This window comes from Actinoallomurus iriomotensis (assembly GCF_030269445.1).
GTDB classification, from domain to species: Bacteria; Actinomycetota; Actinomycetes; order Streptosporangiales; family Streptosporangiaceae; genus Actinoallomurus; species Actinoallomurus iriomotensis.
Genome location: NZ_BSTJ01000014.1, coordinates 119,226 through 136,099, shown reverse-complemented (window position 1 = coordinate 136,099; position 16,874 = coordinate 119,226). Strand labels below are relative to the sequence as shown.

The following is a 16,874-nucleotide window of genomic DNA, read 5'->3' as shown; positions in this document are numbered from 1 at the left end:
TGCCCCTCGACCAGACCGAGTGGATGTTCCGCGTGTACGGGGAACTCGGCTTCGGCCCGGCGGAGAGCCGGCTGTTCTTCCAGGCGGCGATGGCCTGGAGCACGGCGGTGTCCCGGCCGCTGTTCGACACGGTGCGGGCGTGGCACGCGGCCGGACTCGGCGAGCAGGGCTTCGCGGTGCCCGCCGAGGTCCTGGCCGGTCAGACGACGGACCTGCACGCCTGGATCGACACGGAGTTCACCCCGCGCGACCGTACCGACGACCCGCGCCTGCTCCCCGAACTGACGCCGCCCCACCTGCGGGAGAACGCCGGACCGGCGCCCGCTCGCGACGCCATCGAGGGCACGGGTGAGTACTTCGAGCAGGTGTCCCGGCGCCTCACCTTGGAGGACGAGGCTCAACGCCCGACGACGGTCGAACCGGTCGAGGAGACGTCGCTCGCGCCGTACCGGCCGCCGGGCTGGCCGCAGCGGACGAGCGAGGGCACCGACGACCTCCTCGCCGGGTGGGAACCGTCACGGGACGCCGACGACGCACCCGTCCTGCCGGTCGTGTACGGGCACGTGTACGCCCGCGCCTCCTGGGTCTTGGCGCGTCTGGCGTACGAGCGGGCCGTGGGCCGGGTGCCGGCCGCGGACCCGGAGGTGCTCCGGACGGCGCGCGAGGTCGCGGGCCGCCTGTTCACCGTGCTCGGGGAGCGCCTGGGGCGGGAGGAGGCCGCGGCGGGCTTCTCCGAGTATCCGGCGGAGGAGCTGGAGCGGCTGCTCGGCAGTGACTCGGAGTGGGGTCTGAACGACGTCATGACCGCGCTCAGCCGGGCGGTCGCCCACCACGACCCGGCGCTGCGCGCGCTGTGGGACGAGGCTCCCCACGTCCGGGCCCCGCGCGATGGCGAGTGGTTCGCCGAGATGCGCGGCGCCCGTGGTTACAACGTGCACTTCCTGCCGCCCGACCAGGCCGAGTGGATCTTCCGGGTCTACGGGAAACTGGGCTTCGGGCCGGAGGAGGACCGGCTGTTCTTCCAGGCGGCGATGGCCTGGGGCGCGGCGATGTCCCGGCCGCTGTTCGACACGGTGCGGGCGTGGCGCTGGGCCGAGTCCCACGGTGACCTCGGCTTCACGGTGCCCGCCGAGATCCTGGCCGGCGAGGCGACCGACCTGTACGCCTGGATCGACCGTGAGTTCGCTCTACGCGACCGTACCGTCGACCGGGACGTGCTCGCCGGGCTGACACCGCCCGGCCTGGGAGAGCACGACGAGTCGCCGCTCAGTCCCGTCCGAGACATCGGCGACCCGGCCGTCGGGCCCTGGGCGCCGCCGCCTCGGCTCACGCGGCCCGTCCCCGACCTCGCGACGGAGACGCCGGAACAGCGCGTCTCGCGGACCGACCCGGCCGAGGCGCCGGAGCCGGTCACCTCTGCGGAGCTGAGCACGACGCCACGGTCGATGACGCCGCCGCACGAGGCCGGCGACCTGGTAGACGAGGAGATGCGGCGCGGGCAGGAGTTCGTCGGCTCCTTGGTCGACACACCGGCGCAGCCGGACCTGGATATCCTGCGGCTGACGGGGATCCTGGCGATGGTGCTCGGCGCCGACCCGGCGGTCGCCGAGACGCTGCGGCTGCGCGGCGTGCGAGTGTCGGTGGCCCGGCCGACCGAGACGTCCATGGCGCCGGAGACCGTCCGCGACCTGCATGACCTCCTGACGCGGCTCGCGACCGAGTACCTGGCCGAGAACGGTGCGGCGCCGACCGGCGCGTCCGGTGATCTCGCCACGCGGGCCATCCGCGTGGACGCCGATGAGCTCGACCGGATCGGGTCCCTGATCGTCGGCGAGGACCGGGAGAGCGAGGAGATCGCCGACGCGTTCGAAGAGTTCTGGGCCGGTGTGACGGAGCAGCGTGCCCCCTTGTCCGACCTGGCGCGAGAGCTCGTCGCGCGGCTCGATCCGATGCGCCTGCGCGGCGGAGGGTCGGGCAAGGAGAAGGAGTACTGGTCCGTCCTCAAGCCTCCCGAAGGCGTGTCGCTCTACAGCATGGACGACATCGTGCTGGCCGTGGGCCCGGACGGTGCCGAGCTGACCGTGGAGCACAAGAACGTCTTCCAGACGCCGGACGGGCGTTACTTCATCTCCGAAGCGGAGGCCGTCGAGGCCGGTGGGAGGGCGACGAGGCAGGTCATCCTGGTGCCCGAACCGATCTTCGGGGTACTGCGGGACCTTCCGGAGGAGCTCGAGTACGCCGACCCGGACGAGTCGTTCAAAGCCGAGCAGGCGCTGGAGATCGTGCTGGACACGATTCCCGGCGAGCACGGCGGGCCGGCCACGCACTCCCTCGACGGCATCCTGCCGCGCGGCTGGACCGTGACGGAGGAGGGCCAGGGCTGGCTGATCGGGCCCCGGCCGGTCGGCGCGCCGGCGGGCTCGCACGACCACATCAACGTCGGCGTGGTGCCCGCCGTGGGCCACCCGTACCTGAAGTACTTTTTGGAGCGCACCTGGCGGGACCAGAGCCACGGCTACTTCACCAAGGATCACCTGGCCGACGCGCTGGACTTCGCCGACTTCGTCGCGGCGCGTTTCCTGTCCCAGGAGTACCTGGGACGCATCGCGGACGACGTCCGCGCGCTGTACCCGTGGCTGGATCTCGGCGACCTCGCGGTGCAGGAGATCCGGTTCCATGCCGCGCAGCTGTACATCGTCGGGGCGATGCGCCTCACCGGCGACTTCCAGCCGGGCAACACGAAGTCCAACGCCGCCGTCCTCGTACGTCGCGACCCGGGGTCGGCGTTCCGCGACCTGCCGGAGCGGGCACGCTCCTTCCTGAGCGAGGACCAGGCGGCGTTCCTGGCGGCCTTCGAACGGTCGTACCTGGCTCGTGTTCCGGACTACCGGCAACGCGCCGCCGCGGCCGGGAAAACGCCGCCCGCGGACGGAAAGTCGATCCTCGACGTACCGGACGAGCTGGGCGTCAAGAACTACCTGGTCGCCGGGCTGACCGGCGATCTGGATGTCCACCTGGACGACTTCGCCGCCAGCACCGTCCTGACGGAGCGTGACACCGCCGGCGGCACACTCGGCAAGGACGTGCTCGAGGGACGTGTCTTCGGGCAGCCGCAGGTGAACGCGGAGAAGTCGCGGGAACTGCACAAGGCGCTCACGGGCAAGGCGGTCGAGCTCTACTCCACGGCCGAGCGGCTCCATCACCCCACCCCCGAGGATGTGGCGCGCCTCGACCACGATCTCGCGGAGCTGCGAGCCCTGGATCCGCCCGGCGAGCCCCTTCCGCCCGGCCCGCCCCCGCGCTTCGGCCTGCTGTACGCCGGAAAGCTCCCGGACGAGCGGGCCCAGTACGAGCAGGCCGCCGCGAGCGTGCTGGGACAGCGCGAGGCCACGCTGTCCGCCGCCCGCGCCGCGGTCCGCCGGCTGCCCCGGAGCCCGCACTCGGCCGACCCCGGGAACATGGACCTGGCCGCGCTGATGCGGACCCTCGAAGGCGCGGCCCGCAGGCTGCCCCAGACGTGGACGAACCGGATCGGCTTCCACGACCCCGGGCCGCGCAGCGCCTGGTGGCGCACGCGGATGGAGGCACGGGGTTATCGCCTGGCCGAGCAGCCGGCCGCCGACGTGGAGCGGATATTCGCCCACTATCGGTGGCTGGCGAACCCGGAGGAGAGCGGCCGGGGCCTTCTCGCCGCGATGATCGCGTGGCGGGTCCCGCTGGGGCAGCCGCTGTACGACATCGTGCAGGCCTGGCATCGCGCCGGGTTCGGCCGGGACACGGCGCGGCAGGCGCTGAGCAGCGAGGCGTTCGAGCTGTACGAGTGGGTCGGCCGTACGTTCGCGCTCCGCAGGGGAGTGACCGACCCGCTGTGGCTGGCCCGGCTGACGCCGCCGCACCGTGACGTGTACGACCGCCTGGTCTCGTGGTCTCTCTCCGCGGACGCCACGGCCGCCGCGGAGGAGATCGGCCTCATGCCCCAGGAGGCCGCCGCCCTGCTGGCGCTGCACGACCTGCCGCCGGAGGGCGCGGACCCGCTGGCCGATCTGCAACGGCGGTTCGCGTACCGGGGTCTCGCTCGCCTTCCCGAGGTGACGGCCCGGGTCTGGACGGCATGGTGGCAGCCGGGCGAGCCGCACGCGCTGCCCGGCACGGCGGCGGGCACGCGGATTCCGCTGTCCGCGGGGCGGCGCCTCTGGGGTTCGGCCGAGGAGGCCATGGCGAGCGTCGAACCGGGCGCGGAGCCGGGCTGGGTCGTGGTGGCCGACTTCGACGGGGAGGTCAGATCCACCGGCAGGTTCGGGCCGGCGTCCGGCCACGGCACGCTGTCCTTCGTGCCCGAGGACGGAACGTACGGCGTCGGCGCGGTCCGTACCGTCACCGACCCGGCCACAGGCGCGCGCCATGTCGAGCTGTCGGTCCTCCCGGACAGCGGCATCGTCCGGTCCTCGCGGACCGTCCTGCCCCAAGAGATCTACCGCTCCGGCCACGAGGCCCCCTACGGCGTCGGGTACTTCCGTGACGCGGATTGGCGGCGGTGGGAACCGCTGTTCAAGCAGGTTCCCGAAGAAGTCGTGGCGTGGCGCCGGGACCCGGCGACCGGCGCCCTGGCCACGGCGCGCTTCCCCGTGCCGCTGGCCGACCCGGAGACCACATTCGTCTTCGCGGGCCACCACGACATGGTCGGCGCACCGGAGCTCTTCGCGGCCGGCTCCGTGCCGGAGCTGGCCGAGGCCGGGGTCACCGACCTGCTCATGCTGGCCGGCGCCGAGTACTCCGAGCAGGCGGCGGCGACCCTGCGGTCCCTGGCCCAGGAGCACGGCATCCGCATCCACACCGCGCTGTTCGCGCCCGGGCCGGGGGCCGACGGCGGGCCGGCGCTGCTCCACCTGCCGGTCCGCCCGGACGGCCGGACGTCGCCCTGGACGACGTACCTGCCCGACGGTACGGTCCTGCGGCCGGCGGACCAGGTCGCCGAGTGGCGGCCCACCGACCCGTCCCGCCACCCCGCGCCGGTGTACGTGGACGGTCCGAACGGCTTCGGCGCCATGGCGGAGCCGCGGCAGGACGGCCGGCCGCAGACGAGCTCGGCGATGATGGGCATGGCGCCGTCGCACGACTTCCGCGATCCGGTGGATGAGGTGGTGCGGCTCGGGCAGGACTCCGTCGGCTCCTACGAGTGGTGGGGCAACTCCGGGCCGGACGCCGACGACGGGTTCCGCCTGTCGGAGACCGGCATGTTCGGGCTGCCCAACGACTTCGCCCGCTGGATCCGTGGCACCGGGCCGGAGCCGACGACATCCGGGTCGATGAACTGCTGGCAGGTGATCCTCCTCCTCGCCCACCAGGCCGGCGCCGTGAACAAGGAGTGGCTGGTCGGCGTGCACGACGCCGCGACCGACGCGGCCGTCCGGACGTTCGACCGGGCCATGGCCTCCGGGTTCTCCGAGGAGGACGCGATCGGTCAGGCGTACGAGGCCCACACCAGCACGATCATGGAGCTGGTCGGCTCGGGCGCCACCACCCGGCACATGCTGGGCGCCGACGGGAGGGTCGGGCCGGTGGTTCCGCGCGGGCACTGGGTGTCGTTCGGTGACGCGCACCATGTGGCCCTCGCGACGGGGACGCTTGACGCGTTCGGCCGTCAGCAGGTGCTCAGCCACTCCCAGTACCTGGCGGCGCAACGAGAGGCGAACGCCGGCGCCGAGGCACCCGGCGCGTTGCAGCTCACCACGATCGAGGAACTGCTGGAGGAGTTCGGGCCCGACCTCACGGTCGTCTCCCGGGCGCCGGCCTGGGCCGTGGGCGGCGGTCACGAAGGCGCCCTGGGCGCTCCGACCGCGGGTGGCGGGTCGACGCAGCAGCCGAAGATTCACGCCGGGCCGCCGGGGTCGACGCCCGCGAACCCGAATTACCGGCTGCCGACCGTGTCGGGCTGGCCGGCGTCGTTCCAGGACGAGGCCGACCGGCTCGCGGGCATGACGCCGCAGGAGCGCCGGAACACGCTGGAGGCCTTCACCCAGCCGGAGCGGGAGACGCTCGCCTCGAACCAGGACTTCGTGCTCCGCCTGAAGGACGGGCTGAGCAACCAGAACGAGGAGTTCGCGGAGGCGGCGGCCCGGCTGATGCTCCAGGTGCCGCCGGAGGTCGACGAGGCGGGGACGAGCCGGGACCTGGCCATCCGGACCATGACCCGGATGCTGCGGAACTCGCCGGACACGGCGGTGCGGATGCTCGACGGGGGCGCGCGGCTGCTGATCACCCCGCGCGGTGAGAGCATCATCCAACGCGAACCCTGGACGACGGACGCCGGCGTGCTGATGCACCGCTCGCCCATGGAGGTCCAGCGGGGCGCGCAGTACGGCACGGTCGCCTCGGCCGCGGAGGAGAGCCTCACCGGTGAGCCGGCGCTGTTCAACACCGACCACCCCGGCGGCAGCAACGTCGTGGCGCACGAGTTCGCCCATCTCATGCACGTCTACGGGCTGACCGACGCCGACCGGGACCTGCTCCAGGCCCACTTCGACCAGCGGAAGCACTCCGGGACGGGCAAGTGGCCCGACGGCGACCTGTTCGACCCGAAGCGGCCGCACCGGCAGAACTACTCCTCCTTCAACGTCTACGAGTACTTCGCGCAGGCGGTGTCCGCCTTCTTCGAGATCAACCCGGGCAAGGACCCGACCACCGGGCTGGAGCGCCTCCACACCGCCGAGGAACTGCGCGCGCACGATCCGACGATCGTGACGCTGATGGAGAAGTACTTCGGGAAGGCCGGGGACCGGCTCGAGGGCAGCCCGCTGACGCGGACCCAGCTCGACAACGCGGGCTTCACGACGCTCCGGTCGTTCGAGCGGTACCTCGCGGACGGCGGCGTGGTCCGGCACGCCGCGAAGTACGCGGAGCCCAAGTGGGACATCGCGATCCGCCACTACCAGAACGCGCTGAGCACCGCGCTCGGGAACGACACCCGTCTGATCGCCCCCGTCCGCCGGGCCCTCCGCGAGCTGGATCGCAGGCTCTCGGTCAGCGCGCCCGGCAAGTCTCCGGTCCGCAGCTTCGTGGCCCCGGGTCAGCAGCTCTCCGACGCCGAGTACCGGCAGCGGCTCGACGACGACGCCGGCTGGACGCTCGCCACCGTCATGACCGCGTTCCGCTCGGCCGTCAACAACAACCGTGACCTGCTCGGCTGGGACATGATCAAGCGTCCCTTCCCGCTGTACGAGAACCGCTGGGTCGACGAGATGATCGACCGCGGCTACCGGCCCGGCCGTCGTCTGTCCGACCGGACGGAGTTCGTGTTCCGGGTCTTCCACTACTTCGGGTTCGGGCCGCAGGACCGCGCGCTGTTCCTGCGCGCGGCGCTGGCCACCGGCGGCTCCCTGTACGACACCCTCGCCGCGTGGCGGTACGTCGGGCTCGGCGACGACCCCGCGCACGAGGTGCCCGAGGAGATCCTCGACGGCGAGGCGGCCGACCTGTACGACTGGGTCGACGCGACGTTCCGGCCGCGTGACCTGACGAGCGACCCGGCGGTGCTGGCCGACCTGCTCCCGCCGCACCGCGAGCAGGGCGGTCTGCTCGGCGGGTCGCGGGACACCGGGATCGATCCGCTGGTGGCGCACTGGCCGATCGGCCACGAGCTGACGGTCGGCGAGCCCCGGTCCGGCGGGCTGACGACGCGCCCGGCCGGCGAGGTGCCGGTGCACACCGGCAAGGGCGCCGAGCGGTGGCACTCCTTCCAGCGCTCGCTCGCGTCGACCTCGGAACCGCTGCGGTACGAGGTCGGCGACTCGGGCACGATCCGGCTCCCGGACGGACGCCTGCTGTCCCCCGAGGGCTGGGTGCGGTTCGGCGACGACTTCGTGCACGTGCCGAGCGGCGCGTTCCTGCGCGGCGACAGCGGCTGGATCGGCCAGGTCGCCAACGCCGACGAGCTGCGGGCCCTGCTGGCCCTGCCGGAGACCGAGGCCGCGCCGTACACGCTGGTCGCGGACTCCTCCGGCATTTACCTGACGCGGACCGAGGGTGCCACCGAGGCGGTCCACATCCCGCTGGACGATTCGACGGCCGACGCGTCGCGCCTGCGCTCCGACGGCAGAGCGCTCGCGCCGACCGCCAACGCACCGGCGCAGCGGACTCCGCCGACCGGCCCGCCGGGGTCGACGCACGCGAACCCGCAGTACCGGTTCCCGACGGTGCCGGACTGGCCGGCGTCGTTCGTGGACGAGGCGAACCGGCTCGCGGATCTCACGCCGGAGGAGCGGGCGAACGAGCTGAACACACTGTCGCAGCCGCAGCGGGAGACGCTGGCCTCGAGCCGGGAGTTCGTGCTCCGGCTGTCCGACCGGCTGAAGGACAGCAGCCCGGAGTTCGCGGAAGCGGCGGCGCGGCTAATGCTCCAGGTGCCGCCGGAGGCCGAGCAGGCGGCGGTGATCCGGGAGGTGGCCGTGAAGGTCATGACCCGGATGCTGAAATTCGCGCCGGACGCGGCCATGCGGATGCTCGACCGCGGCGCCCGGCTGGTGATCATCCCGAGGGGGGAGAGCCTGACCGTCCGGGCGCCCTGGTCGGGAGAGGCCGGTCACCTGATCAGCGGCAGGATCGCTGAGACCCACCTGGGGCTGATGGACGGCACGGTCGCCGTGACGCCCGAGGAGGACATCACCGGCGAGAGGTCGCTCATCGCCGACGACCCCACAAACGGCTTCAGCGTCGTGGTGCACGAGTTCGCGCATCTCTTGCACGAACACGGGCTGTCCGACAGAGATTGGGATCGGGTCCAGAAGTACTACGACGAGCGGAAAACGTCTGGGACGGGCAAGTGGCCCGACGGTGACCTGTTCGACCCGAAGCGGCCGGACCGGCAGAACTACTCCTCTCGCAACGCCTACGAGTACTTCGCGCAGGCGGTCGCCGTCTTCTTCGAGGTGAACGCCGGCGTCGACGTGATCACCAAGCTGGAGCGCCTCCACACCGCGGAGGAGCTCCGCGCGCACGACCCGAAGATCGTGCAGCTCATGGAGGAGTACTTCGGGTCGGTGAAGGAGGGCCTGCTCGACGGCAGCCCGTTCAATCGGACCCAGACGGAGAACGACGCCTACCAGGGGTTGCGCTCGTTCGAGCGGTTGCTCGCCGACGGCGGGCGGGTCCGGCACGCCGCGGCGTACGCCGAGCTCAGCTGGGACCGCCTGGTCAGCCGCTACCAGAGCGCGCTGACCGCCGCGCTGGCCGGCGACCCGCGCCTGGTCGGCCCCGTCCGCCGGGCCCTGCGCAAGCTGGACCGCCTGCTCAACGTCGCCACCCCCGACAAGTCGGCCATCCGGAGTCACCTGGACCCGCTCGGGAAGCTGTCCGACGCGGAGTGGGAGCAGCGGATCGACGACGACGCCGGATGGAACCTCGCCGACCTCATGTCCGCGTTCCGCTCGGCCGTTGGTTCCAACCGCGACCGGCTCGGCTGGGACCTGATCCAGCGCCCGCCGCTCCGCGAGGAGCGCTGGATCGACGAGATGATCGACCGCGGTTACCGGCCCGGGCGTCGCAGGTCCGAGCAGCTGGAGTTCCTGTTCCGGGTCTTCCGCTACCTCGACCTCGGGCCGGACGACCGCGCCTCGTTGCTGCGCGCGGCGCTCGCCACCTCGGGGACCTTGTACGAGACCCTCGCCGCGTGGCGGTTCACCGGGTTCGGCGACGATCCCGCCCACCCGGTGCCCGAGGAGATCTTCGACGGCGAGGCCGCCGACCTGTACGACTGGATCGACACGACCTTCGCCCCGCGCGACCTGACCGGCGACCCGGCCGTGCTCGCCGACCTGGTGCCGCCGCACCGGGCGATGACCGGCGGCCAGTCGCCGGACCCGTCCCCGGTCTCCGGGCCTGAGGGGCTGACGGCCGACGACGCGGCCGAGCTGGACCCGCCCTCGCCGCTCTCGCTCTCGGCGCCGGACCCGAACGCGCTCTCGTCGGCGCACGGCGCGCCCCGGTTGCCCGGCACCGAATCCGCGCCGCGGGTCCGCGGCGGAGGCATGGCTGCGGAGAAGGAGTACTGGGCCACCCTGTCGCACCCGAACCCGCCGCCGAACCTCACCGTCGTACGAGGGAAGGCGCTGGCGACCGGTCCGGACGGCGCCTGGCTGGCCATCGAGACCAAGGACGCCCCCCTCGGCCCGAACGGCCGCCTGTACGTCGACCGGGACGAGGCGATCCGGGCCGGCGGCACGGGCGAGCAGCGGACGATCGCGGTCATCGAGGCCACGTTCGGGATCCTGCGCGTCTTCGAGGACGAGACGGGTCACGCCGACCCCGACCACGGGCACGAGGTGGAGCGGAGCTTCGGGGCCACGCTCGACGGCCTGACCGCCGAGGTCCCGCTCGAAAGCGTCCTGCCGGAGGGCTGGTCGCTCACCGAACTCGGGCGGGGCTGGTCCGCCGGGCCACGGCCGGTCGGCGCGCCGGCCGGGTCGCACGACCACCTCAACATCGACTTCCACCCGGTCGTCGGGCACGCGCTCTTCGCGCACGTGCTCGAACACACCTGGCGCGACCAGAGCTTCGGGTACTTCACCAAGGACCACCTGGGCGACGCGCTGAACTTCGCCGACCGGGTCACGGCGCGCTACATCGGCCGGCGTTTCCTCGGGTACGTCCCGGCGGACCCGGCGGTCGCGAACCGCTACCTCGACCTGCCCGACCGCGCGGTGCAGGAGCTCCGCCACCACGCCGCCGTGCTGTACGTCGAGGGGGCGATGCTGGCCAACGGCCGGCTCCGCGGCGGCTGGGACAAGTCCAACGCGGCCCTGCTCGAACGCCTCGACCCGGACGTGCTGCTGGCAGCCCTGCCGAAGGACGTGCAGGACTTCCTGCGCGCCGACGCCGACGCGTTCCTGGGGATGTTCGAGCGCTCGTTCCTGGACCGGATACCGGACGCCGACCAGCGGTTCCGGGACCGGCAGGGCCGGCCTGCGGCGGGGCCGCTCGCGTACCGGGTGCAGGACCTCCGCTGGACCGTCGCGGACTTCCTGCGTTCCGGCCTGGTCGCCGGGGCGCCGAAGGTACGGCTGAACGACGCGACCACGATGACCGCCCTGCCCGGGCTGCACGACGGCATGACCGTGGCGGAGATCCGCGCGTACGGCGAGTCGCAGGTCAGCGCGGAGAGCGCGCAGGCCCACCGGGCGGTCCTCGCCGACACGATGCACACGCTGCGCTCCCGCGCCGAGCGCCTGCTCACGCCGCCCCCCGAGGATCTCGCGAGCGTCGAGGCGGCGGGAGCCGAGCTGCGGAGCCTGGCACCGCCGCCCGAGGCGCCCGGGTCGGTCCGGCCGTCCGCGTTCCGCGTCGTCTACGGCCCCGACTGGCCCCGGCTCGTCGACTCGTACGAGTCCGCGCTGGCCCGGGCGCTGGCCGCGGACCCGGCCACGTGGGGCGCCGCCCGCGACTTCGCGCGGCTTGTGCACGGGCGGCTCTCCACCCTGATGGACGAGGACGCCGCCGCCGCGGTCCTCACCGGCGGCCGCCGGGACGGCGCGGCGGCGGAGCTGGACCGCCTCCTCACGGACGGCTCGGAGTGGGACCTGTTCGCCACGATGGCGGCGGCCGAGAACGGGGTCCGGCACTGGAACACCCTGACGGGCGTCGCGACCCGCGACGACGGCGCGCGCGACGACGAGTGGCGCGAACGGGTCCGGACGATCGGCGGGTACCTCGCCTCCGCCCTGCCCTCCGACCGCGCCGGAACGCTCTTCGCGGCCTACCGGGAACTGTCATCCGGGAGTGACGGGCGGGCGTTCCTCCGGGCGGTGCTCGCCACGGGCGAGCACGTGGGGCAGCGGGCGTACGACAGCCTTCTCGCCTGGCACGAGGCCGGGCTCGCCGATGAGACGCCGCACACGGTCTTCGGCGACGAAGCGGCCGGCATGTACGACTGGATCGACCGGTCGCTGGCGCCCCCCGGTGAGCGCGGGCCGGACGACGCGCTGACCCCGCCCCACCTGCGCGGCTACGACCGGCTCCTGGACACCACCCTGAGCGAGGACCAGCTTCGCGCCGCCGCCGAGCAGGGCCTGACGCCGAGAGACGCCACGGCCCTGATGATCCTGCGGGACATCCGGGACACGGAGCTGGAGGCCACGCGGGAGAACGACGAGTCCGACCCGGACCAGGACGCGACGTTCATCGTCCACCGGGAGATGGCCCGCCGGGCGATCGAGCGGCTGCCCGAGGTGCGCCGGGAGGTGTGGTGGGCGGTCTGGCGTCCGGGCGAGGAGGAGACGCTGTCCTCGCCCGTACGGGGAGAAGCCCTGGCCGTACCGCACATCCTGCACACGTGGGGATCGGCGGAGGAGGCGCTGGCGCAGACCGATGAGGGCGACGGCCCCGGCTGGTTCGAGGTGTTCCACACGACCGCCCGCGTACGGGACCCGGGCGCGTTCGCCGAGGAGACCGGGCAGGACGGGCTGTACTACCTCACGCCGCAGGCGTTCGAGGTCGGCGAGGTCCGTACGGTGCCGGACGAGGACCGGACTCTGCGGCAGTGGGACCTGACCACCGGTGAAGGCGACGATCCCTTCCCGGTGTCCCGGAGCACACGCCACGGCGCTCCTTCGAGGCGTCTGGCCAGCGGGTTGCCGGAAATCGTCATCGACCCTCCGGACCCCGGACACCGGTACGCCGCCGAGAGCGGCACACCGGGCCGCCGAACCGCCGCACGCTCGCCTCTCACCGACCCCGTCGCCGAACTGGCGGCCCGCTATCCGTCCGCGGTCCGGTCGAGGCCGCCGCGTCCCCCGCTCCGGTTCGTCGACGTCGTGGCGGCGGACGACGTATGGAAGTACGTCATCGAAGCGCGGCATCACGCCGAGGCACTCGCCCTGCACCCATCGGATCCCGGGTCTCTCTATGACAATGATCGGTCGCCCGGCTACCGGGCGGCGATGTATCGCACGTTCAACGAGGTCTTCAACCGCGAAGTCCCGCTTCACCTCGACTGGAACACCTACAACGACCTGCACGCCCTGGTCACGGGAGGAGTGCGGGGGGAGTTCCAGCTCAACGGCGTCGGCACCAGCATGGGGCGCTTCCCCCTGAGCGCCGTCCGGCCCGCGCCGGACATGTACGACGAGGTCATCGGCGGCCGGCCGCTCATGGCCTCCTACGACGAGGTCCGGGCGAGGATCGACGCGGGTGAGGACGTCGATGCCCTGACCGTCTACCAGCGCCACCTCACCGGTCGGACGTACATCTACACGCTCTACGACTCCGCCGAGACACCGGCCCTGGTCAACGAGGTCTTCGACCGGTACCGCGCGGAGATCTCCTCGGCGACCACGGATCTCGATCGGCTGATCGCGATCAGCCGGACGGTCCGCACCCTGCACGTCCTGCACCCGTACGCCGACGGAAACGGCCGGCTCAACCTCTACGTGTTGTTGCCGGACCTGCTCCTGCGGCACGGTTTCCACCCCGTGATCAGCGACAACCTCCATGCGCTCTTCAACGGCGGCTACACCGTCCATCAGATCGCCGCCGCCCTCCTGCACGGACAGCCCGAGCCGCTGCGGCTGCGGGGCGGTGGGCTGCGCGGCGGGTCGCGTGACACCGGGATCGACCCGATCGAGGCGAACCGGCCGATCGGCTACGAGCTGACCGTCGGGGAACCCCGCCACGGCGGCCTCTCCCTCCGGTCCGCCAGCGAGGTCCCGACGTACACCGGCAAGGCCGCCGAGCGCTGGCACACCTACACGCGTACGTCCGCGGGGCGCTCCGCGCCGCTGCGCTACCAGGTCAGCGAGACGGGGCTGATCAGCCTCCCGGACGGCCGGTTCCTGTCCGCCGACGGCTGGGTGCGGTTCGGCGACGACTTCGTGCACACCCCGACCGGCGCGTTCCTACGCGGCGACAGCGGCTGGATCGGCCAGGTGGCCAACGCCGACGAGCTGCTGGCCCTGCTGGAGTCGCCGGACCTCGAGACCGTGCCGTACACGGTCGCCGCCGGTGAGTCGGGCATCTACCTGAAACCCACCTGGGCGGAGGGCGAGCCGGCGGTCCACCTCCCACTGGCGGACCCGGCCGCCGCCACGGCCGCGCGCATCGCGTGGCGCTGGTCGGAGAACGGCCAGCGCATTCTGGCGAACGGCGCGAACAGCACGAACGGGTTCCGGGTGCCGCCCGCGGTGGCGCGGCGCACCGGCAAGGGCTTCGGCGGCGAGCCGATGACCATCCACGACCTGCCCGAGGGGGAGTCCGAGGGCCCGGCGCGGCGTCCGGGCGTCGGTACCGGCGGCGACCCCATGACCATCCACGACCTGCCCGAGGGAGAGGCGCCGAGCGTACGGCCGGGCATGGGCACCGGCAGCGACCCGATGACCATCCACGACCCGCCGACCCCCGAGCGACCGGCGAAGGTCACCCATCCGTTCGACGGGAACGGGCAGGCGCTCGGCGCCGGTGACGGGCGAGGCCAGGGCATCCCTGGGCTGAGCAACGAGGACCGCGCGACGGCCAGGGCGAAACGTCTGGCGCTCGGGAATCCGGCGGTCAAGCCGGTCCGGGCGCAGACCCCGCCCAAGATCACCTTCCTGCGCGACGTCACCGAGACGACGACGGGGACGGGTGGAGGCGACCGCCGGTCCGGGGGGACGCTCCAGAACCGTTCCGGCAGCGGCAGCACGACACTGCTCGAACAGCCCGTACGGCACACCGACGGCGCCACTCCCGCCGAGACCCGTACGGAGCCGCCCACCGACACGTCCCGGCCGGCCGAGTCCCTCCTCGCCGAACCGGCCGTCGAGCCCGGCGACCACACGCCCGCCGTCGAGCGGCCGCTCACCGAGCCACCGGTCACCGAGCCGTCGGTCACCGAGCCGGTCCGGCAGCCGGAGGACACGACGTCCGTCACCGAGCCGCACGGTGCGGACGAGGACGGCATCGCGCCTTCCGAAACCGCGGCACCCGAGACCGCGCCTCCCGAAACGGCGCCGCCCGCTCCGGCGCCTCGCGTGCGGCCCCGGCCGGCGGACGCGCTGCGCCGGGCCCGTACCGAGCTGGACGCGCTGCCGGAGGAGCGCCGTACCCAGGCGATGCGCGACGCGGACATCCTCCTGCGCCACATCACCGGGCGGGCGCCCTCGCAGGAGCCGGGCGGGCTGATGAACACGCCGCTGGGCCGGGCGCGGGTGCTGGTGGCCGCCGAGATCGCCCGCTCGGGCCGGGCGGCCGGGTACCGGGAGGCGGAGTGGCTGGCGCGTGACCCGGCGGTACGGGACCCGGCCAGCGCGCGGTCACTGCCGGTGCTGCGGCTCGGACCGGAGGCGGCGGTCGGGCGGGCGCAGGCGCGGCTGGACGGCCTGCCGGAGGATCGGCGCGCCGAGGCGTTGGCGCAGGCGGATGTGCTGCTGGGGGATCTGGTCGGTCGGGTGCCTTCGCAGGAGCCGGGTGGGCTGCTGGGTTCGCCGTTGGGGCGGGCGCGGGTGCTGGTGGCGGCGGAGTCGGCGGTGGCGGGGCGCGCGGCGGGCGAGTCCCTGGCGCGGCGGTTGGCGCGGGATCCGGCGGTGCGGGGTCCGGCTCCGGCCGCGCCGGTGCTGCGACTCCATCCGGAGGACATGATCGGCCGGGCTCAGGCGCGGCTGGACGAGCTGCCGGAGGATCGCCGCGCCGAGGCGCTGGCGCAGGCGGATGTGCTGCTGGGGGAACTGGTCGGTCGGGTGCCTTCGCAGGAGCCGGGTGGGCTGCTGGGTTCGCCGTTGGGGCGGGCGCGGGTGCTGGTGGCGGCGGAGTCGGCGGTGGCGGGGCGCGCGGCGGGTGAGTCCCTGGCGCGGCGGTTGGCGCGGGATCCGGCGGTGCGCGGTCCGGCTCCGGCCGCGCCGGTGCTGCGGCTCGGGCCGGACGCCGCGGTCGACCGCGCCCGGACACGCCTGGACGGGCTGCCGGACGACCGTCGCGCCCAGGTCCTGGACGAGGCCGACGCGGTGGTCGGCGACCTGATCGGGCTTCCCCGGCCGGCCGAGGGGGACGGGGAGCACGTCACGCCGGAGGCGCGGCTCAGGACGCTGGTCGCGGCCGAGATCGCCGACTCCGGCCGGGCCGCCGGTGAGGCGCTCGCACGCCGCATGGCGCCGCGCCTGGACACGCTGACGGTTCCGTTCCAGCCGGACGTGCGTGTCTTCGCCGACCAGAACCGGATCGACGTCGCACGCTCCACGCTGACGGCGATCCGGAAGGACTCCGAGCAGCGCCACGCGCAGCTGCTCAACGAGGCCCGGCTGATCGTCCAGGAGCTGGCCGGGGCGTTCCCGTCCCAGACCGCCCTGCGCGGGCAGTCCCGGCTGCTGACCGCGACCATGCTGTTGATCGCCGCGGAGATCCCCTGGGCCGGGCACGCGGCGGCCCGGCGGCTCGCCGCCGACGTCCTCGGCATCCCCCGCGCGCTCCGGCCGCGCGCCGCGACGCGGCTCGTGCGCGGTCTCGCGAACGCCGCCCGGCACGACCCCGAACGGGCCCGGCAGACGCTGGACCTGCTCTCCGAGGGCCGCGTGGGGCAGCTCCTGGAGGAGACCGACCACATCATCCGGACGGCGATCACCCATCCGTCGAGCGGGCCGGCCCGCGGGCGGGCGCCGCGTGAGTGGCGGCTGCTCGTCGCCGCCGAGATCGCCCGGTCCGGCTCGGTGGCGGGCGAGAGGTTCGCGCGCGGCCTGGTCGCGGACGCTCCTCTGCCGCCCCCGCCTCGCCGGGCGACGCCGAAGCGGGTGCGGTTCGCCGACGAGGAGCGGTCTGTCGAGACCGTCGAGCTCCCGACCGAGAACCAGACCGAACCCCCGACCGCGCTCCAGACCGAGCCAGAGCCGCTGCCGGAGGTCGAGACCGAGCGCCCGCCCGCC

Annotated in this window: 1 protein-coding gene (only partly in view); it reads left to right on the top strand. The window is 73.5% G+C overall.

This entire window lies inside a single protein-coding gene on the top strand: locus QSK37_RS42735, encoding a scabin-related ADP-ribosyltransferase (RefSeq protein ID WP_285633098.1). The 76,530-nt coding sequence extends 12,211 nt beyond the window's left edge and 47,445 nt beyond its right edge, so the window shows coding positions 12,212–29,085 (codon 4,071, partial, through codon 9,695, complete); the first complete codon in view begins at window position 3. Both codon boundaries (start and stop) fall beyond the window edges.